Annotated in this window: 22 protein-coding genes; 5 read left to right on the top strand and 17 right to left on the bottom strand. The window is 63.4% G+C overall.

What is annotated here, in order from left to right:
• Positions 1-153: 153 nt before the first annotated feature.
• From OOJ09_RS28440 to OOJ09_RS28430, 3 genes are all read right to left on the bottom strand, one after another.
• On the bottom strand, positions 154-615 hold the full coding sequence (locus OOJ09_RS28440; protein WP_269908386.1) for a YbaK/EbsC family protein: 462 nt from the start codon (positions 613-615) through the stop codon (positions 154-156).
• Positions 616-798: 183 nt separating this feature from the next.
• On the bottom strand, positions 799-1,083 hold the full coding sequence (locus OOJ09_RS28435) for a helix-turn-helix domain-containing protein (RefSeq protein ID WP_269908385.1): 285 nt from the start codon (positions 1,081-1,083) through the stop codon (positions 799-801).
• A 15-nt stretch (positions 1,084-1,098) separates the two neighbouring features.
• A complete protein-coding gene (locus OOJ09_RS28430; RefSeq protein WP_269908384.1) occupies positions 1,099-1,386 on the bottom strand; it encodes a hypothetical protein in 288 nt (95 codons plus the stop codon).
• Here OOJ09_RS28430 and OOJ09_RS28425 point away from each other — a divergent pair.
• From OOJ09_RS28425 to OOJ09_RS28415, 3 genes are all read left to right on the top strand, one after another.
• Positions 1,367-1,981 carry a hypothetical protein gene (locus OOJ09_RS28425; protein ID WP_269908383.1) on the top strand — a complete coding sequence of 205 codons (615 nt, stop codon included), beginning with the start codon at positions 1,367-1,369 and terminating at the stop codon, positions 1,979-1,981. The genes OOJ09_RS28430 and OOJ09_RS28425 overlap by 20 nt on opposite strands.
• Before the next feature lie 198 nt (positions 1,982-2,179).
• Positions 2,180-2,386, top strand: coding sequence for a hypothetical protein (locus OOJ09_RS28420; protein WP_269908382.1), 207 nt, complete (start codon positions 2,180-2,182; stop codon positions 2,384-2,386).
• A gap of 260 nt (positions 2,387-2,646) precedes the next feature.
• Positions 2,647-3,624 carry an ATP-grasp fold amidoligase family protein gene (locus OOJ09_RS28415; protein ID WP_269908381.1) on the top strand — a complete coding sequence of 326 codons (978 nt, stop codon included), beginning with the start codon at positions 2,647-2,649 and terminating at the stop codon, positions 3,622-3,624.
• 77 nt (positions 3,625-3,701) lie between these two features.
• Here OOJ09_RS28415 and OOJ09_RS28410 read toward each other — a convergent pair whose 3' ends face one another.
• Together OOJ09_RS28410 and OOJ09_RS28405 are read right to left on the bottom strand one after the other, a co-directional pair.
• Positions 3,702-4,004: a hypothetical protein gene (locus tag OOJ09_RS28410; RefSeq protein WP_269908380.1), complete on the bottom strand. Its 303-nt coding sequence runs from the start codon at positions 4,002-4,004 to the stop codon at positions 3,702-3,704.
• Positions 4,005-4,095: 91 nt separating this feature from the next.
• A complete protein-coding gene (locus OOJ09_RS28405; RefSeq protein WP_269908379.1) occupies positions 4,096-4,635 on the bottom strand; it encodes a MerR family transcriptional regulator in 540 nt (179 codons plus the stop codon).
• Between OOJ09_RS28405 and OOJ09_RS28400 the strand changes: the two genes are divergently transcribed.
• The gene (locus OOJ09_RS28400; RefSeq protein WP_269908378.1) at positions 4,634-4,846 is read left to right on the top strand and encodes a hypothetical protein; all 213 of its coding nucleotides are present in this window, start codon (positions 4,634-4,636) and stop codon (positions 4,844-4,846) included. The two genes, OOJ09_RS28405 and OOJ09_RS28400, sit on opposite strands and share 2 nt — an antisense overlap.
• A gap of 7 nt (positions 4,847-4,853) precedes the next feature.
• Here the strand turns inward: OOJ09_RS28400 and OOJ09_RS28395 are convergent, their stop codons facing one another.
• The 5 genes from OOJ09_RS28395 to OOJ09_RS28375 all read right to left on the bottom strand — a co-directional run bounded on the left by OOJ09_RS28395 (position 4,854) and on the right by OOJ09_RS28375 (position 8,548).
• A complete protein-coding gene (locus OOJ09_RS28395) occupies positions 4,854-5,177 on the bottom strand; it encodes an integration host factor subunit alpha (RefSeq protein ID WP_111545727.1) in 324 nt (107 codons plus the stop codon).
• A gap of 103 nt (positions 5,178-5,280) precedes the next feature.
• A complete protein-coding gene (locus OOJ09_RS28390) occupies positions 5,281-6,252 on the bottom strand; it encodes a beta-ketoacyl-ACP synthase III (protein WP_269908377.1) in 972 nt (323 codons plus the stop codon).
• 9 nt (positions 6,253-6,261) lie between these two features.
• The gene (gene plsX, locus OOJ09_RS28385) at positions 6,262-7,332 is read right to left on the bottom strand and encodes a phosphate acyltransferase PlsX (RefSeq protein WP_269908376.1); all 1,071 of its coding nucleotides are present in this window, start codon (positions 7,330-7,332) and stop codon (positions 6,262-6,264) included.
• Positions 7,333-7,445: 113 nt separating this feature from the next.
• Positions 7,446-7,994 carry a YceD family protein gene (locus OOJ09_RS28380; RefSeq protein ID WP_269908375.1) on the bottom strand — a complete coding sequence of 183 codons (549 nt, stop codon included), beginning with the start codon at positions 7,992-7,994 and terminating at the stop codon, positions 7,446-7,448.
• Between the two features lie 11 nt (positions 7,995-8,005).
• Positions 8,006-8,548 (bottom strand): ubiquinol-cytochrome C chaperone family protein, encoded by a 543-nt coding sequence (locus tag OOJ09_RS28375; protein ID WP_269908374.1) that lies wholly within the window; start codon positions 8,546-8,548, stop codon positions 8,006-8,008.
• A gap of 115 nt (positions 8,549-8,663) precedes the next feature.
• On the opposite strand from OOJ09_RS28375, the gene OOJ09_RS28370 reads away from it, so the two are divergent.
• A complete protein-coding gene (locus OOJ09_RS28370; protein WP_269908373.1) occupies positions 8,664-9,179 on the top strand; it encodes an outer membrane protein assembly factor BamE in 516 nt (171 codons plus the stop codon).
• 311 nt (positions 9,180-9,490) lie between these two features.
• Here OOJ09_RS28370 and OOJ09_RS28365 read toward each other — a convergent pair whose 3' ends face one another.
• The 7 genes from OOJ09_RS28365 to nusB form a co-directional block, all read right to left on the bottom strand.
• Entirely contained in the window at positions 9,491-11,632 is a 2,142-nt protein-coding gene (locus OOJ09_RS28365) for a sodium-translocating pyrophosphatase (RefSeq protein ID WP_269908372.1), read from the bottom strand.
• A 240-nt stretch (positions 11,633-11,872) separates the two neighbouring features.
• On the bottom strand, positions 11,873-12,622 hold the full coding sequence (locus OOJ09_RS28360; protein ID WP_269908371.1) for an ABC transporter permease: 750 nt from the start codon (positions 12,620-12,622) through the stop codon (positions 11,873-11,875).
• The gene (locus OOJ09_RS28355; RefSeq protein ID WP_269908370.1) at positions 12,619-13,557 is read right to left on the bottom strand and encodes an ABC transporter ATP-binding protein; all 939 of its coding nucleotides are present in this window, start codon (positions 13,555-13,557) and stop codon (positions 12,619-12,621) included. Before OOJ09_RS28355 ends, OOJ09_RS28360 begins: the two co-directional genes overlap by 4 nt.
• Positions 13,554-14,720: an ABC transporter permease gene (locus OOJ09_RS28350; protein WP_269908369.1), complete on the bottom strand. Its 1,167-nt coding sequence runs from the start codon at positions 14,718-14,720 to the stop codon at positions 13,554-13,556. Before OOJ09_RS28350 ends, OOJ09_RS28355 begins: the two co-directional genes overlap by 4 nt.
• A gap of 56 nt (positions 14,721-14,776) precedes the next feature.
• The gene (gene osmF / locus OOJ09_RS28345; protein WP_269908368.1) at positions 14,777-15,688 is read right to left on the bottom strand and encodes an ABC transporter substrate-binding protein; all 912 of its coding nucleotides are present in this window, start codon (positions 15,686-15,688) and stop codon (positions 14,777-14,779) included.
• 176 nt (positions 15,689-15,864) lie between these two features.
• Entirely contained in the window at positions 15,865-17,082 is a 1,218-nt protein-coding gene (locus OOJ09_RS28340; protein ID WP_269908367.1) for an MFS transporter, read from the bottom strand.
• Entirely contained in the window at positions 17,079-17,579 is a 501-nt protein-coding gene (gene nusB / locus OOJ09_RS28335; RefSeq protein ID WP_269908366.1) for a transcription antitermination factor NusB, read from the bottom strand. The genes OOJ09_RS28340 and nusB overlap by 4 nt, the downstream gene beginning before the upstream one ends.
• Between the last annotated feature and the right edge of the window lie 3 nt (positions 17,580-17,582).

Below are 17,582 nucleotides of genomic sequence, written 5' to 3'. Positions count from 1 at the left end.
CTGGGGGTCAAGGGGTCGTCGGTTCGAATCCGGCCACTCCGACCATTTCAAAGCAGGACTTGCCCCCAAAAGTCCGCCTCATCAGTCAGCCAAATCTCAAATCGTGTCTGTTACCTTGTTGCTTGGGCCTCGCGTCGAATCCGACCCGTTTGCCTACCCTTGGCAGACATCGACCCATTCAGCACCGGTAAGCTCAACCATCCTCTGCGGCGCAAGTCGCACGGCGGCGTTGGTGGCGCCGGCGGCGGGCACGACCTCGTCGAATCCGCGCAGCGACAGGTCGCAGTAGACCGGCAGCGGCGCCGGCAGGCCGAACGGGCAGACACCGCCGACCGGATGGCTTGTGGCGGCGACAACCTCTTCGGCGTCGAGCATGCGCGGCTTGCCGCCGAACTGGTCCTTGAACTTGCGGTTGTCCAGCCTGGCGATGCCGCTGGTGACGACGAGCATGGCGCGGTCACCAACGCGGAGGCAGATGGTCTTGGCGATCTGCGCCGGCAGCACGCCATGCGCCTCGGCCGCCAGCGCCACTGTCGCCGAACTCGCCTCCGTCACGATGACGTCGATGTCGGGCGAATGGGCGGCAAAGAAGGCACGAACGGATTCCAGGCTCATATCGAAAAACCCACGGTTCAAAACTGAGACGGCGGACTTGATGGGCAACGGTGAATCTGCCCGCGCGTATAAACACGGGCGATATACAAATCGGCAAGCCGCAGCGGCGGGAACACTGCTGCACCAACAAACAAACCCGCCAAGGGTACCCTGGCGGGTTCTGTGGGCATGCCTGATGCTGATTTATGCCAGGGATCGACCTTGTGCGGCTGGCGTGCGCACAGCTGAACCGATGAAAGCGTCCTGTGGAAGTCGAAGCGCGGAAGCAATACGGCGCAGCTTCGACGGGTCGGCCGTCCTGCCGTTCTCGATATCCTCAATCTCGCCGGCCGCCAGACCGCATGTCAGCGACAACTTTTCCACGCTGTATCCGAGGGTCTCCCGGATCGCCTTGAGGGTGCTGTAATCTGGCCCGATCCCGTTGGCTACCGGTTCGGAGAGGGCTTCGCTTCTTGCATTGTAGGGCATTGGCAACTCCGTGGGCTAAAAGAGTTTGGTAAAATGACGATGTTGCCTGAGACGGTGGAGAAGATGCCCGCTCGCCGGCAATTTGCCAAGTGCCAATCGGACCGTCACGGCATCGTGAACCAGGCGCCGGTGCGGCCGCCTCGCGCGCAGGTCGCGATCAAGTTGTTTTGAAGGCTCGAACCCCTTTTTACTCAGGAGTTTCGGCCCACCTGTTCGTTGTTCCAATGCGCTGGCGTGAAAACCATCCGGTTCCAGCCAGCTCTTTCCCGGAAGGATTTCCACAATGAACTTGAAGACATTCATGGTCGTGCTCGGCACCGTCTCCAGCCTCACCGTTGCCGGTATGGCCGGCGCTCGAGCGGCGGACGCGCTGCGCGTGCGCGGCACGGTGGTCAGTTTCGCGCCATCGCTACTCACCGTGAAAACCCGCCAGGGCGATACCGATGCGATCAAGCTCAATGCCGGCTGGAAGATCTCGGGCGTCGCCGGCGCATCCGCGAAGGACATCAAGCAGGGCGATTTCCTCGGCATCGCATCCGTCTCGAAAGCGGATGGCGGCAGTGGCGCTCTGGAGGTGGTGGTCTTTCCAGCCGCTTTGAAAGGCACTGGCGAGGGTGACCGTCCCTGGGACCTGCAGCCAAACAGCCGCATGACCAACGGCACCGTCGCCGACGTAACCGATATAAACGGGCGCGCCGTCACACTGACCTATGACAATGGGCAGACAAGGAAGATCTCGATACCCGACAACACGCCTGTCGTGACCTTTGCGGCCGCCGCGCCGACCGACCTCAAGCCAGGCGCGACGGTCTTCGTTGTCGCTCAGCGTGACGGTGACGGCACACTGAGCGCCGGTCGCGTCGTGGTCGGAAACAACGGTGTGGTTCCGCCGATGTAGGCGAAACAGGCGGCAAGGTCGCGGCCTTTCGGCCTTTGTTGATGATGGTGGTGGAAGCCCGTTTCGTCAGAAACAGTCCAGACACAAAAATCTACAGTCGGGAAATACTGACGAAAAAATTGAGGAGCGTAATCCCATTCGCGGCGGTAGGGCTGTCGCCCCGATCTATGTCAGCCCGCAAAAAAAAGGAAACGATCCATGAAGAAGTCCCTCCTCTCGGCCCTCGGGCTTGCGGTTGCACTTGCTTTCACGGCGCCGGTGATTGGCGCGACGAGCGCGGATGCTGCCCCGATGGTAAAGCATCATCGTCACCACCATCATCATCGCCACTACCACCACCACTACCGCCATCACCACGTTCATCATCACCACCACGTGAGGAAGATCGTGAAGAAGGCCTACTGAGCATCCCACCCTGCCAACGAGAAGACCGGCCTTGGCTTCTTGTCCAAGGCTGGTCTTCTCGTGCCAGCGCAACGCGAAGCGCGACACGATTCGGGCATCTCGAATTTCCCCCCATGGCAGCGCCAAGATCTCGGCGCAAAACCACCACGGCGACGCTGGCCAACCTTTCACGCAAAGGCAAATCGCGCTACGGCATGGGATGTTTCTGACCGGCGCACTCCCACCGGATCAGGTTCTGCCAACGAGGCCAGGTATCCCTGATGACGGCCAAGTCCGATGTTTCGTGGACAAGCCGCATTGTCCTCTCGACCGCGCGGTTCTGGCTCACCCTTCGGCATCCGGCTCTGATCGTGCGCTTCGTGCGCCGGCTGGGTTACCTGCCAAACCCGGCGGAACCCAGGAGCTATCATGAGCGATTGCTCTGGCGAAAGATCGTCGACCGCAATCCGCTATTCGTAACGCTGACCGACAAGCTGGCGGCGAAGACCCATATCCACAATGCCTGCCCGGACCTGAAACTGCCCGCAACGCTGTGGGCCGGCAGCGATCCCGCGGCGATCCCGCCGGCGTTGCTGGCCGGCGACGTGGTGGTCAAAGTCAACCATGGCTGCGAGATGAACATGTTCGTCACCGATGGCCGGCCGGATCGCGACGCTATCGTCTATCGTACCAGCCGCTGGCTGAAGAGGCGCTTCGGCGTCCGCAATGGCGAATGGGCCTATTGGCCGATTGTTCCGGCCGTTTTCGTCGAACAGCGGCTGGCGCTAAGCGGCGGAACGATCGCCACCGACATCAAGGTTCATGTCTGCAGCGGCGTGATATCCCATGTCTGGGTCGAGGATAAGCAAGCCAGTCTTTCGCTGCTGTTTGACCGTGAAGCCAATCCGCTGCCTGGTCGCGATCCCGATTATCCTCGCGAGGATCAGGCCTTGCCCGTCAATGCGCGGCTGATCGACTATGTTCGCCAGGCGATCTCGATCGCGCCGGCCATCGCCGGCGACCTCGATTACATCCGTATCGACTTCCTCGTCACCGACGACTGTCTCTATGCCGGCGAGATCGCCGTCTATTCGGCGGCGGGCTATGCAACCTGGACCAATCCGGCGATCGTCAGGGAAATCGAGCGATGCTGGCGCCTTGATCAATCCGCGTTCCTGCGCCGGCGGCACAGCGGTGCCGTGCGCCTCTACGCCGAGGCGCTGAGCGCCAGATGCCAGAGCGACACCAGAAATCGCTAATCAGGTCGGGTCTGGGAAATGCCTCGGGTGAAGGAGCCTCAGCCCGAGGCGCGGGAAGGCGATCCGAGGCTTACCAATCAGCGCCGGCCGAACAGCAGACTGGCGACGAGGCCAACCACGACAAGACCGACCGCGGCAGCCACCGCCGGATGGTCGCGAGCCGATCTTTCGATCACCCTGCCCTGCTTGCGGATTACTGGCATCGCCTCCCGCAAACGCCCTGCAAGATCGGAATACGCGTCGAGCGCGGTATCACGACCGTCTTCGTAGACGGCGCCGCCCCGCCTGGACACCGCCTTTTTCAGAGCCGTCAGTTCCCTGGAGAGAGCAGCAACCTGCTTTTCCAGATCGATATCCGGGAGGGTCGAGAACGATGCCATGATGCGTTTCCTTGCTTGCAGAAGGAAACGTAACGCGTCACCCGAAGGCGGGTTCCGGTTTTCGGGATATCACAGTCGCTTCGGGCGCCGGTCAGCGCACCTGGTCGAGCAGCCGCTTGCATTCCAGGAGGTCGAACAACGCCTCCTGCAGCAGGGCGCGATTGTCGCGCGATAGTTTCGACGCGTCCGGCTGAACCGGACCTTCCTCGTCGCTCTTGCCGAGACCAAAAAAGCGTCGGCTTGGCTTGACGCGCGGCTGGCCAACCAGTTCGTCATCCATGGCGCGAGGCTGGGCTGCCGGCGTCAATGGCACTTGATCGGCCTGCCTTCGCTGCGAGATCGCCTCGACGGCGGCCATATCGCCGCTGCCGATGGCGACCAGGAAATGATTGCCATTCTCGCGCAACAGCTTTTGCACGCCCTTGATGGTGTAGCCCTGGTCGTAGAGCATGTGCCGGATGCCCTTGATCAGTTCGACATCCTGCGGCCGGTAATAGCGACGGCCGCCACCGCGCTTCATCGGCTTGATCTGGTTGAAACGCGTTTCCCAGAAGCGCAGCACATGCTGCGGCAGGTCGAGATCCTCGGCGACCTCGCTTATGGTACGGAAGGCGTCAGGGCTCTTGTCCATGGGCGAAATCCTCACGCTGGAGCGTGATCCGGAACGGTCTTCAGACGAGATCACGCTCACCAAAAAGAGAAGCTCATTCCGTTTCCGCGGAATGGATCATACGCAGAACACCAATCCGGCCATGCTGCCGAATCGGGCCTTATTTCAGCGGTTTGTGAAGCAATATTCAAGCCCGGCGTCATCGCGGAGGCGGTTTTCAACCGCGCAGTAGAGCAAGATTACTTGCCACCTTTGGCCTTGCCGCTCTGATGCGACCGCAGAATACGGCTTTTCAACACGTTCGACGACTTGAAGGTCATCACCCGGCGCGGCAGGATCGGCACCTCTTCGCCGGTCTTGGGATTGCGGCCGATGCGCTCGTTCTTGGAGCGGACGTGGAATGTCGCGAAGGACGACAGCTTCACCGTCTCGCCGCGGACGATCGCTTCGCAGATTTCGTCCAGAACCGCTTCAACGAGTTCGGCCGATTCAGTGCGTGACAGGCCGACCTTTCGGTAGACGGCCTCGGCAAGGTCGGCGCGCGTAAGTGTCTTTCCCCCCATGCGACCGTCCCATCAGCTCAAAACATAAAATTAGGCACAACAACGGCAGAGCCTAAGTAATTGATCCGGCAAGGTCAAGGACCGAAACCGGGCCGTTTGGCACTTACCAGCGAACGAGAACAGCGCCCCATGTGAAGCCGCCACCCATCGCTTCAAGAAGCACGAGATCGCCCTTCTTGATGCGCCCGTCGGCGACGGCAACAGCAAGCGCCAGCGGCACGGAAGCAGCCGAGGTGTTACCGTGCAAATCGACCGTAACCACCACCTTTTGCTCTTCTATCCCGAGCTTCCTGGCGGAAGCGTCAATAATGCGTTTATTGGCCTGGTGCGGCACGAACCAGTCGAGATCCGCGGCGGTGATACCAGCTTGCGAGAACGTCGCCTCGATGACGTCGGTGATCATGCCGACCGCATGCTTGAAGACTTCGCGGCCTTCCATCCTGAGATGGCCGACGGTCCCCGTGGTCGATGGCCCGCCGTCGACAAAAAGCTTGTCCTTGTGAGCGCCGTCGGAGCGCAGGCTGGCCGCCAGAACGCCGCGGTCGGCGATCGTGCCTGCGCCCTCGGCCGCCTCAAGCACCAGCGCGCCCGCGCCGTCGCCGAACAGCACACAGGTCGAGCGGTCGCTCCAGTCGAGGATGCGTGAGAACGTTTCCGAGCCGATCACCAGCACGCGCCTGGCCAAGCCACCACGGATGTAGAGGTCGGCGGTGGTCACGGCGTAGACGAAACCGGAACAGACCGCCTGCATGTCGAAGGCAAAGCCGTGATGCATGCCGAGCCGGTGCTGGATCTCGACCGCGGTGGCCGGAAAGGTGTTGTTGGGCGTCGATGTCGCCAGCACGATCAGATCGATGTCATCGGGCGTAAGGCCCGCATTGGCAAGCGCAGCGCGCGCGGCCGCTTCACCCAGCGAGGCCGTCGTCTCGTCGTCACCCGCGATGTGACGCTGGCGGATACCGGTGCGCTGGGCGATCCACTCGTCCGAGGTTTCGACCATGCCTTCGAAATCGGCATTCTTCATGATGCGGCGGGGCAGCGCGGCGCCCGTGCCGCGCACGACTGATCTGATCAATGCTCTTTCCTATTCCTTCGCGTCGGTAACGACGTCGGATTTCCTAGATGTCATGGCATGCGGGTTGCGCGCATGAAACAGGTCCAGATCGGCCTCGATGCGGTCAAGCAGATTGTTGCGCACCATGTCGTAGCCGAGCTCGATCGCCGCGGCGAAACCGTCCGAATCGGCGCCGCCGTGGCTTTTGACGACGATGCCGTTCAGCCCCAGGAAGACACCGCCGTTGGAGCGGCCGACGTCCATCTTTTCGCGCAGGCGGTCGAAGGCCCCCTTGGCGAAGACATAGCCGATCTTGGCCATCAGGGTGCGGCTCATCGCGGCGCGCAGATAACCTGCGATCTGGCGCGCGGTGCCTTCCGCCGTCTTCAGCGCGATGTTGCCGGCGAAGCCTTCAGTGACCACCACGTCGACCGTGCCCTTGCCGATATCGTCGCCCTCGACAAAGCCGTGATAATTCATCGAGGCCATATTGGCCTCGCGCAGCATGCGTCCCGCTTCCTTGACCTCTTCCTGGCCCTTGATCTCCTCGACGCCGACATTGAGCAGGCCAACCGTGGGCCGGGCGATGCCGAACACGGAGCGCGCCATACCGGTACCGAGAATGGCAAAATCAATGAGCTGGTGCGCGTCGGCACCGATGGTGGCGCCGACGTCAAGCACCACGCTTTCGCCGCGCAATGTCGGCCAGAGCGCGGCGATCGCCGGGCGATCGATGGTCGCCATGGTGCGCAGGCAGAATTTAGACATCGCCATCAGCGCGCCGGTGTTGCCGGCAGAGATACAGGCATCCGCCGCGCCCGATTTGACCGCTTCGACCGCCTTCCACATCGACGACTTCCAGCGCCCGTGGCGCAGCGCCTGGCTCGGCTTGTCGTCCATCCTGACCGCTATCTCGCAATGGATGAACTCGCTGACATCGGCCAGCTTGGGAAACTTGGCCAGTTCGGGACGCACCACATCCTCGCGCCCGTAGATGACGAAGCGGATGTCGGGACGGCGGGTCGCGACCGTCATGAGCGCCGGAATGACCACGGCTGGTCCGTGATCGCCGCCCATGGCATCGATGGAAATCCTGATCACGCGGTATTCATCTCACGGTTAGGCGGCATGTCGCTTTAGCGATCGCGAAGGTTCGGCGAAAATAACGGTTTTGGGCTGCCGCACAACCGACTTTTCCGTCGCGGGCGAGGTTTTCAGGATTTTCCAAGCAAGGATCGCAGTTTTTGCTGAAATTCATTTTCCGCCGGTTCGATCTCGCCGCCGGCATCCAGCGATGCGCCCTGCTTGCGCGGATAAGGGTCGATGGCCAGCCCGAAGAACTGTTCGGCGAGCGCCCCGACATCGATCGTGTCGCCGGAAAATGTTTCCGGGCTGTCAGGACCGTCCGCATCGATCAGAATCTCGCCGCCGCCCTCGAAACCTTGCCGTCCGAGCTTGGAGTCATCCGGCAGGAACAGCGCCTCGATCGCCTCGTCGATATGCGCTTCGACCGGCTCGAGCGTGACGATGCAGGCCTGGGTTATGTCGGCCTCGACGCGGCCGCTGACTTTGACGCCGTTGCGCTTCCATGGCGCCACCAGGAGCTCCGCGCGATAGGTTTCGACCGACAGCAGATCATGCTCCGCGGCAAGGGCCGCGCGTTGGGCGCCGTCGGCGGTGATGACCACCGGCAGCCCCTTGTGCGGCAAGCGGGCGACATTGGCGATGAAGGACACCGGGCCTTGTGGTTCTGCATGTTTCATCGCTGCCTCCTTCAGTCTGCCTTGGCGGTTGGAAACGTCACGGTACCGGAGAGAATCGATTCGGTTGGCTGCGCGGCAAGATGCCTTGCCGCGTCGGCGACATGGACGGCCAGTCGTGACGCTTGCGGCCAGGCGCCGGCGTCGGGCCGGACATTGCGGGCAAGGGCAGCGGTGAGCCCGTCATGGTCGTTCCGCTCCAGGGCATCATCATAGGCGGCAGTTCGGCCATAGAACATCTTCGCCAGCTTTTTCATGCGTTTGGGCACGCCGACGTCGCCAATGCCCAACTCCCGTAGCGAATGATCGACGTCGAGGAAGAACTCGTCGATCAGCACCTGGGCGACCTCTTGTGCCGCACCACCCTCGCCGCGCAACCGGTGCTGGAACAGGAACATATGCAGCGACAGCATCTCGAAACGGCCTAGCGGCGTGTCGGGTACATTCCAGTGGGAATAAAACACGGTCTGCCGCGCCGCCGCCACGATTTGTGCGTAAAGCGCCTCGGTGATGGCGCGGTTGGCGTGGCGTTCGCGGCCAAAAAGGCGCTGGAACATTGGGGATGGTCTCCCGGGACCGTTTGTTTAGTTGGCCTTGTTGCATCGGCAGGCAAGCTGGTTTACCGGTTTTGCGGCCCAGCGCAAGTTGCGGCGATATAATGGAGAATTGTTGTTGCGCGCGCTGAATTTCAAGTCGTCCTTCTCGTCCAGGCCTGCCGGTGCGATCACCCTGCTGCTCGTCGCTTCGGCGCTGTCAGCGTGCCACACCAACAAGATGATCGGCGACCTCAACCCGAGCGAGACGCTGACGCAGGGCTATGTCATCGACCAGCAGGCGATTGACCTGGTGCCGGTCGGCTCGAGCCGCGAACAGGTGCTTCTGGCACTCGGCACGCCGTCGACCACCGCGACGTTCGACAACGAGGCCTTCTACTACATTTCCCAGACGCGCAAGCGCTACGTCGCCTTCGACAAGCCCAGGCTCATCGACCAGCATGTACTGGCGGTCTATTTCGGCGCCGACGGACGCGTCGCCCAGATCGCCAATTACGGCTTGAAGGACGGCAAGATGTTCGACTTCATCTCGCGCACGACGCCGACCGGCGGCAAGGACCAGAACTTCCTCAGCCAGATCATCAACGGCGCCAGCAAGCTGGCGCCCGGCATTCCCGGCGGCGGCACTCCCTGATCTTCAGACCTGCCTTTCCCGGGCCCTCCAGGAAGCAGCAACATCTCAGGCGACCAAAAGCCCGCGGGAGCGATCTCGCGGGCTTTTGTTATGGCCGGACCGAGCGGTCCTGGCGGCATGCTTGCCAGCGATGGGAGTGGCTCCCCCATCGCCATGCCGTGAACCGAACCTGAAGGAAATGCTTGCGCTCGAATGCGAGCATTTCGAGCACCTGACGAAGAGGAGAGCTGAACGGTTCGCGCGGCATTAGCCACAACAAAAACCCGCGGGATCGCTCCCGCGGGTTTTTGACTTTAAGCGACAGACGCCGTTCAGCCGTGCGCGAGCACGGCGAGCAGCAACAGCGCGACGATGTTGGTGATCTTGATCGCCGGGTTGACGGCCGGGCCGGCGGTGTCCTTGTAGGGATCGCCGACCGTGTCGCCGGTGACCGAGGCCTTGTGCGCCTCGGAGCCCTTGAGGTGCCTGACACCGTCCTTGTCGACAAAACCGTCCTCGAAGGACTTCTTCGCGTTGTCCCAGGCGCCGCCGCCCGAGGTCATCGAGATGGCGACGAAGAGGCCATTGACGATGACGCCAAGCAACGAGGCGCCAAGTGCCGCAAAGGCGGAAGCCTTCGAACCCGAGATCAGCAGCACGCCGAAATAGACGACGAGCGGCGCCAGCACCGGCAGCAGCGACGGGATGATCATTTCCCGGATCGCCGCCTTAGTCAGAAGGTCGACCGCGCGCGCGTAGTTCGGCTTCGAGGTGCCGGCCATGATGCCTGGATCCTCGCGGAACTGCTTGCGCACTTCCTCGACGATGGCACCGGCGGCGCGGCCGACGGCCGTCATGGCGATGCCGCCGAACAGATACGGGATCAGGCCGCCGAAGATCAGGCCGGCGACGACATAAGGGTTGGAGAGGTCGAAGGAGATTTCCCCCATGCCCTGGAAGTAGGGATATTTGTCGCCATTGGCGGCAAAGAACTTCAGGTCGTTCGAGTAGGCGGCGAACAGCACCAGCGCGCCGAGGCCGGCCGAACCAATGGCATAGCCCTTGGTCACCGCCTTGGTGGTGTTGCCGACCGCGTCGAGCGCGTCGGTGGAGTGGCGCACTTCCTTGGGCAGGCCGGCCATTTCGGCAATGCCGCCGGCATTGTCGGTTACCGGACCGAAGGCGTCGAGCGCGACGATCATGCCGGCCAGGCCGAGCATGGTGGTGACCGCGATCGCGGTGCCATAGAGACCGGCGAGCTGGTAGGTCGAGATGATGCCGCCGACGATGACGATTGCCGGCAGTGCTGTGGATTCCAGCGAGACCGCAAGACCCTGGATGACGTTGGTGCCGTGACCGGTCACCGAGGCCTGGGCGATGGAGTTCACCGGGCGCTTGTTGGTGCCGGTATAGTATTCGGTGATGACAACGATCAAACCGGTCACCACGAGGCCGATCAGGCCGCAGATGAACAGGTTCTTGCCGGTGATGGCCATGCCGGCAACGGTGCCGATCTCGCCCCAGCCGAGGCATACCGAAGTGGCCACGCCGAGGCCGACGATGGACAACAGGCCGGTGACGATCAGGCCCTTGTAGAGAGCCCCCATGATCGAACCGTTGGCGCCGAGCTTGACGAAGAAAGTACCGACGATCGAGGTCAGGATGCAGGCGCCGCAAATGGCCAGCGGATAGAGCATCGCGGCGCCGAGAACGGCGGTGCCGCCGAAGAAGATGGCGCCGAGGACCATGGTGGCGACGACCGTCACCGCATAGGTCTCGAACAGGTCAGCGGCCATGCCGGCGCAGTCGCCGACATTGTCGCCGACATTGTCGGCGATGGTGGCCGGATTGCGCGGATCATCTTCCGGAATACCGGCTTCGACCTTGCCGACCAGATCGCCGCCGACGTCAGCACCCTTGGTGAAGATGCCGCCGCCGAGACGGGCGAAGATCGAGATCAGCGAAGCGCCGAAGCCGAGTGAAACCAGCGAGTCGATGACGACGCGGTCGTTGGGCTGAAGGCCCATGAAGTGGGTCAGGACAAGGTAGTAGATCGACACGCCGAGCAAGGCGAGGCCCGCCACCAGCATGCCGGTGATGGCGCCCGACTTGAAAGCGATGTCGAGGCCGGCGGCGAGGCTGTTGGAGGCCGCCTGCGCGGTGCGCACATTGGCCCGCACCGAAACGTGCATGCCGATGAAACCAGCGGCGCCGGACAGAACGGCGCCGATCAGGAAGCCGATCGCGGCGGTGATCGAAAGCAGCCACCAGGCGAGCACGAGCACGACCACGCCGACGATGGCGATGGTGGTGTACTGGCGCGCCAGATAGGCTTGCGCGCCTTCGCGGATGGCGGCGGAGATTTCCTGCATGCGTGCATTGCCCTGATCGGCCGCGAGGACCGAACGTGTCGCCCAGATGGCGTAAAGGACAGAAAGCAGGCCGCAGGCGATGACGGCGGAAATAATTGTCATTGCCGGATTTTCCTCGATTGTTGGCCCAAAAGAACCCCTCCCTGGGCCGTTGAGACAAAGACCGGAATCCGTGCACGGAATCCGCCTCTTCGCACCGGTGTATGCGAAACAGGGTCGCGAACGTCAAGATATTGTTCGGTTTTTGCCCGGCTTTCGCCCAAAAGGGCGATATGGCAGCGCGCCCGTCGGGATCGCCGTGCGGTTAGATCGATTGAAATCGACCCTGGCGAGAGAACTTGGCTACCCGGCCTCGCGGCCCATGCGGCGCGCGGTATAGCGTTCGACCGCCGACAACCCATCATAAATGAGCACGGCAAGTGCCGCCACGATCAGGCCGCCCTGCAGGATGAAGGCGAGATTGTTGGACAACAGCCCGGCGATGATCACCTCGCCCAGCGTCTTGGCGGCCACGGTCGAGCCGATCGTGGCCGTGGCAAGGCCGATGACAACCGACAGCCTGATACCGCCGAGTATGATCGGGGCGCTGAGCGGCAGCTCGACCTTGACCAGTCTTTGCCAGCCGGTCATGCCGGCACCGCGCGCCGCCTCCATCACATTGGCCGGCAGCGTCGTCAGGCCGGTCAGCGCATTCTCGAAGATCGGCAGCAGGCCATAGAGAAACAAAGCGATCAGTGTCGGCTTTTCGCCGAAGCCGACCGCCGGCACCGCGAGCGCCAGCACCGCGACCGGCGGAAAGGTCTGGCCGATATTGACCAGGCTGCGCGACAGCGGCAGGAACTCGGCACCGGCGGGCCGGGTGACCAGGATGGCAAGCGCCACCGCAACGATGGTTGCCGCCACGGTGGCGATCAGCACGATGCGCAAATGCAACAGCGTCAGGGTCAGCAGACTGCCCTGGTTGTAGATCACCGGGGCATTGTTCTCTGTCAGCGGCTTCAGCAGCGGTTCAAACAAGCCGGGGTTGGTGAGGAAGGCGATCAGCAGCACGACCAGGGCCAGTCGCAGCAGCGCCGGAAGCCAGGCTTTCATGCCGGCCTCGCCGAGCGTTTGACCAGACCGTCGAGGGTGACGCGGCCGAGCGGCTTGCCGTCGGCGCCTTTCACCGGCAGCGCCGGCCGGCCCGACCACAGCAATTCCGCCAACGCATCGCGCTGGCTGGCATCGCCGGGGATCGCCTCGCCATCAGCGGTGCCCTTTTCCACCGCGTCGCGCACCCGGCCGAGCGAAAGCAGCCGAAACGGCCGCTCGCTGGCGCCGACCAGGGTTTCGACAAAAGCGCTGGCTGGTCTCGCCAGGATTTCGGCGGGCTTGGCGTATTGGACGAGCTTGCCGGCATCCATCACGGCGATCTTGTCACCCATATGCACGGCCTCCTCCATGTCGTGGGTGACAAGAATGATGGTGGTGCCGAAGCGCTTCTGGATCGCCAGCAGATCTTCCTGCGCCTTGGTGCGGATGATCGGGTCGAGGGCGCCGAATGGCTCGTCCATCAACAGCACGTTCGGCTCGGCGGCGAGCGCGCGGGCAACGCCGACGCGCTGCTGCTGGCCACCGGAAAGCTCGTGCGGGTAGCGCGGGCCGAACGCCTCGGGATCGAGCTGGTAGAGCGTCATCAGCTCGTCGACGCGGGCCTTGATACGGGCCTTGTCCCAGCCCAGCAGAACCGGCACGGTGGCGATGTTCTGCGCCACCGTGCGATGCGGAAACAGGCCGTGGCCCTGGATGGCATAGCCGATGCTGCGGCGCAGTTCATAGCCAGGCAGCGAGCGGTTGTCGGCGCCGTCGAGCTTGACGACGCCCGCGGTCGGCTCGACCAACCGGTTTATCATGCGAAGCAGCGTCGTCTTGCCGGACCCGGACGTGCCGACGATGACGGCGATGGTGCGCGGCTCGATGACCATCGAGACGTCGTCGACCACCGTTGTCGCATCGTAGCGCTTGGTAATGCCTTCGATCTCGATCATGCCGGGCTTGCCTCGCGTCGTCTGGTGGAGGTCATTTCGATCACCGCGTCGAGGATGATGGCGGCGGCGAAGGCGAGCGCGACCGTCGGCACCGCGCCGAGCAGCACCAGATCCATCGCCGTCTGGCCGACGCCCTGGAAGACGAACACGCCGAAGCCACCGCCGCCGATCAGCGCGGCAATCGTCGCAAGGCCGATGTTCTGCACCAACACGATGCGGATGCCGGTGAGGATCACCGGAAAGGCCAGCGGAAACTCGACGCCGAACAGGCGTTGCCGGTCGGTCATGCCCATCCCGCGGGCCGCGTCATTGGCGGCGCGCGGCACGCCGGCGAGGCCGACCACCGTGTTGGCCACCACCGGCAGCAGCGAATAGAGGAACAAGGCGACGAAAGCCGGCGCGGTGCCGATGCCGCGAATGCCGAGCGCCGCCGCCCCCGGCACATGTGACGCGATCCAGCCGAGTGGCGCGATCAGCAGCCCGAACAGCGCGATCGAGGGAATGGTCTGGATGATGTTGAGCACGTTGAGGACGCTCGCGCGCAGCCTCTCGACACGATGGCAAAGGATGCCGAGCGGCAGGCCGATTATCACCGCGGCAAGCAGAGAACCGAGTGCCAGCGTCACATGCTTGGAGCCTTCGGCCCAGAAGCTGTCGGCGCGGTTGGCGTATTCCTTGAGGATGGACAGATCGTTCCAGCTTCCCGAAATCAACAGCAGACCGACTGCCGCGCTAGCCGCTACCAGCACGCCGACGCGCGCCCAGGGCGAAAGCTCCAGCCTCGTCAGAACGTCGGCCAGCAAGAGCGTGAAAGCAAAGATGAGAATCCAGAAGCCGGAGGCCGGCGAAATCCTCGCAAAGGTGTTGCCGGCAGGCGTGAGAAATGTGCCGGCGACGCCGATTAGCAGCGCGAGCGCGGCAAGTGCCGCCACGCTGGCGGCAAGGCGCAGCTGCTGCGGCGTCTTGAACAGCGCGACCAGTGCGGCAGTGACAACGATGGCGAGCAGCAACGGCCCGGCCGCTGGCGGCAACGCTTCGAGAATCGAACGCGCCTGGCCGGGAACGATGCGGTTGGCACGGAACGTGGCAAAGGGCGCGGCGAAAGCCGCGCAGCCTGCTATCGCGGCGATGACCACGCCGAGCTTGTCGAAGCGGATAGGCACGCCCTCCCCCGTCAGTCGTTCCGGCGCGCCACGAATGCGGCGCGCCGGAAATCGCTCTACTTCAGGAAGCCGTTCTTCTTCAGGAAGTCTTCGGCGACGCCCTTGACCGGCTCACCGCCGACCTGCACGCGGCCGTTCAGTTCCTGCAGCGTGACGAGGTCGAGCTTGGCGAAGACCGGCTTCAGCAGCGTCTCGATCTCGGGATGCTCCTTGAGCACCGCTTCGCGGATGATCGGCGCCGGCTGGTAGACAGGCTGCACACCCTTGTCGTCGTCGAGCACGACGAGGCCGGACGGCGCGATGCCGCCATCGGTGCCGTAGACCATGGCGGCGTTGGCGCCGCTGGTCTGGTTGGCGGCCGCCGCGATGGTCGCCGCCGTGTCGCCGCCGGAGAGCGTGATCAGTTGCTCGGGCTTCAGCGTGAAGCCATAGGTGGTCTGGAAGGCCGGAAGTGCTGCGGCCGAATTGACGAACTCGGCGGAAGCCGCCAGCACCACCTGGCCGCCGCCAGCGACATACTTGCCGAAGTCGGAGAGCGTGGCGAGCTTGTTGGTTTCGGCAACCTCCTTGCGCAGCGCGATCGCCCAGGTGTTGTTGGCGGGCGAGGGCGACAACCAGACGATCTTGTTGGCGTCATAGTCGAGCTTCTTGGCCGCCTCATAGGCCTTGGCGGCATCCTTCCAGACCGGGTCGTCAGCCTTCTCGAAGAAGAAGGCGGCATTGCCGGTGTATTCGGGATAGATGTCGATCTCGCCGGCGGTGATCGCCTTGCGCACCACCGGCGTGCCGCCGAGCTGGATGCGGTCGGTGGTCTTGATGTTGTTGGCGTTGAGAACGAGCTGGATGATGTTGCCGAGCACGCCACCTTCGGTGTCGATCTTCGAGGAGACAACCACCTGGGCGCTCGCGGAGGCAGCGGTGATGCCGAGCGCGAGCGCCGCGCCGGTCAGAACCTTGATTGAAAACATTGTGAAATCCCTTCCAATGAACCGAAATTCGGTGGCCGCATATGAGCATGGCCCAAACGCGCCGTCGGGGCATACGGTTTCATAAGAACAGGGATCGGCGCAATAATTTTGTTCGGGCGTCGGCGCCTTCGCCGAGTCCATCCTGACAGCATCGTGTCACGCAAAGTGACCCGGGATCAGGCGCCGGCTTTGCGAGTGCCCGTCAGCTTCAGCGCGCCAAGCGCCACGAAGCACAGAACGGTGACCGGAAAGATCATCCAGTTCAGCATCTCCCAGCCCCAGGCGTTGTAGACCATGCCCGACATCAGCGAAGCGCAAGCCACGGAACCGAACAGGACGAAGTCGTGGAAGCCTTGCACCTTGCCCTTTTCCGACGGCCGGTAGCTGGCCGCCACCATCGCCGTGGCGCCGATGAAGCCAAAATTCCAGCCAAGGCCGAGCAGGATCAGCGCCGTCCAGAATTGCCACAGCGCCAGCCCCGACAAGGCGACAATTGCGCAGCCGATCAACAGGATCAGCCCGGTGGCCACGATGCGCTCGGCGCCGAAACGATGGATCAGCGAGCCGGTGAAGAAGCTCGGTGCGAACATGGCCATGACGTGCCAGGAAATGCCCAGCGTCGCATCGTCCTCCGACAGGCCACAGCCAACCATGGCCAGCGGGGCGCCGGTCATGACGAAGCTCATCAGCGCGTAGCTGCCGACCGCGCAGAACAATGCGGCGACGAAACGCGGCCGCGTGACGATTTCAGCCAACGGTCTGGCGTCGCTGTCGGCGATTTCCGCTTCCCCTGTCGCCTTCGCCGGCAGTCGCAGGAACGACAGGACGATGGCGCCGACCGCGGCCAGCGGCAGGATGGAAGCGAACGAGCCGGCAAACATCACCGGCGCGAACAATTCGCGGGTGAAGATAACGATCTGCGGCCCGAGAATGGCGGTGACGATGCCGCCGGCCAGCACGAAGGAGATGGCACGCGCCTTGAACGCCGGCGGCGCGTTGTCGGCGGCGGCAAAACGGAACTGCTGGACGAAGGCGCCGCCGACCCCGATCAGCAGCAGGCCGAAGGCAAACAGCCAGAAGCTGCCATGGAAAAGCGCCAGGGTGGCGACCAGCCCGCCAAACGCGGTAACGACAGTGCCGGCCATGAAGCCGTCGCGCTGGCCCACCCTGCGGATGATGGCCGCTGCCGGCAGCGCGCCGAGCGCCACGCCGAGGTTGAAGCCGGTGATCGGTGCCGTCGCCAGCGATTTGTCGGCGGCAAGCAGGTATTGCCCGGCCAGCGCACCCATGGAGATGGCGATGGGCGCAGCCGAACCAATGATCGCCTGCGAGGCGGCGAGGATCAACGCGGTGCGACGCGCCTCCTTGCCTGCCTCGACGGCGATTGCCGTCATGATGCGTCCTTGCCGCGCCCTTCGCCACGCACCCGGCGTGACACGCGGTCGAGTACGGCATTGACCAGCTTCGGCTCGTCTTCCTCGTAGAAGGCCTTGGCTATGTCGACATACTCGGAAACGATGACGGCGACGGGCACGTCCTCGCGCTTCATCAGTTCGTAGACGCCCGCGCGCAGGATGGCACGCAGTGTCGAGTCGAGCCTCGACAGCGGCCAGTCCTCGGTCAGCGCCTGGCGGATGATCGGATCGACGGTCTTCTGGTTCTCGACGACACCGGAGAGGATGGCACGAAACCATTGCGCATCGGCCTCGCGGTAGAGCGCCCCGTCAACTTCCTTGCCGAGGCGAAAGGCCTCGTATTCGGCTGTGATCTCGAAGACACCGCTGCCGGCGACATCCATTTGGTAGAGCGCCTGCACGGCGGCCAGACGGGCTGCGCCACGCTTGTTGGCTTGGCGCGCCGGCGGTTGGTCCTTGTCTCCGGATTGCGTCACCCC

Source organism: Mesorhizobium qingshengii, from assembly GCF_027563465.1.
Classification (GTDB): domain Bacteria; phylum Pseudomonadota; class Alphaproteobacteria; order Rhizobiales; family Rhizobiaceae; genus Mesorhizobium; species Mesorhizobium qingshengii_A.
Note: the sequence above shows the minus strand (reverse complement) of the source record. Positions and strands in the feature narration are given on the sequence as shown.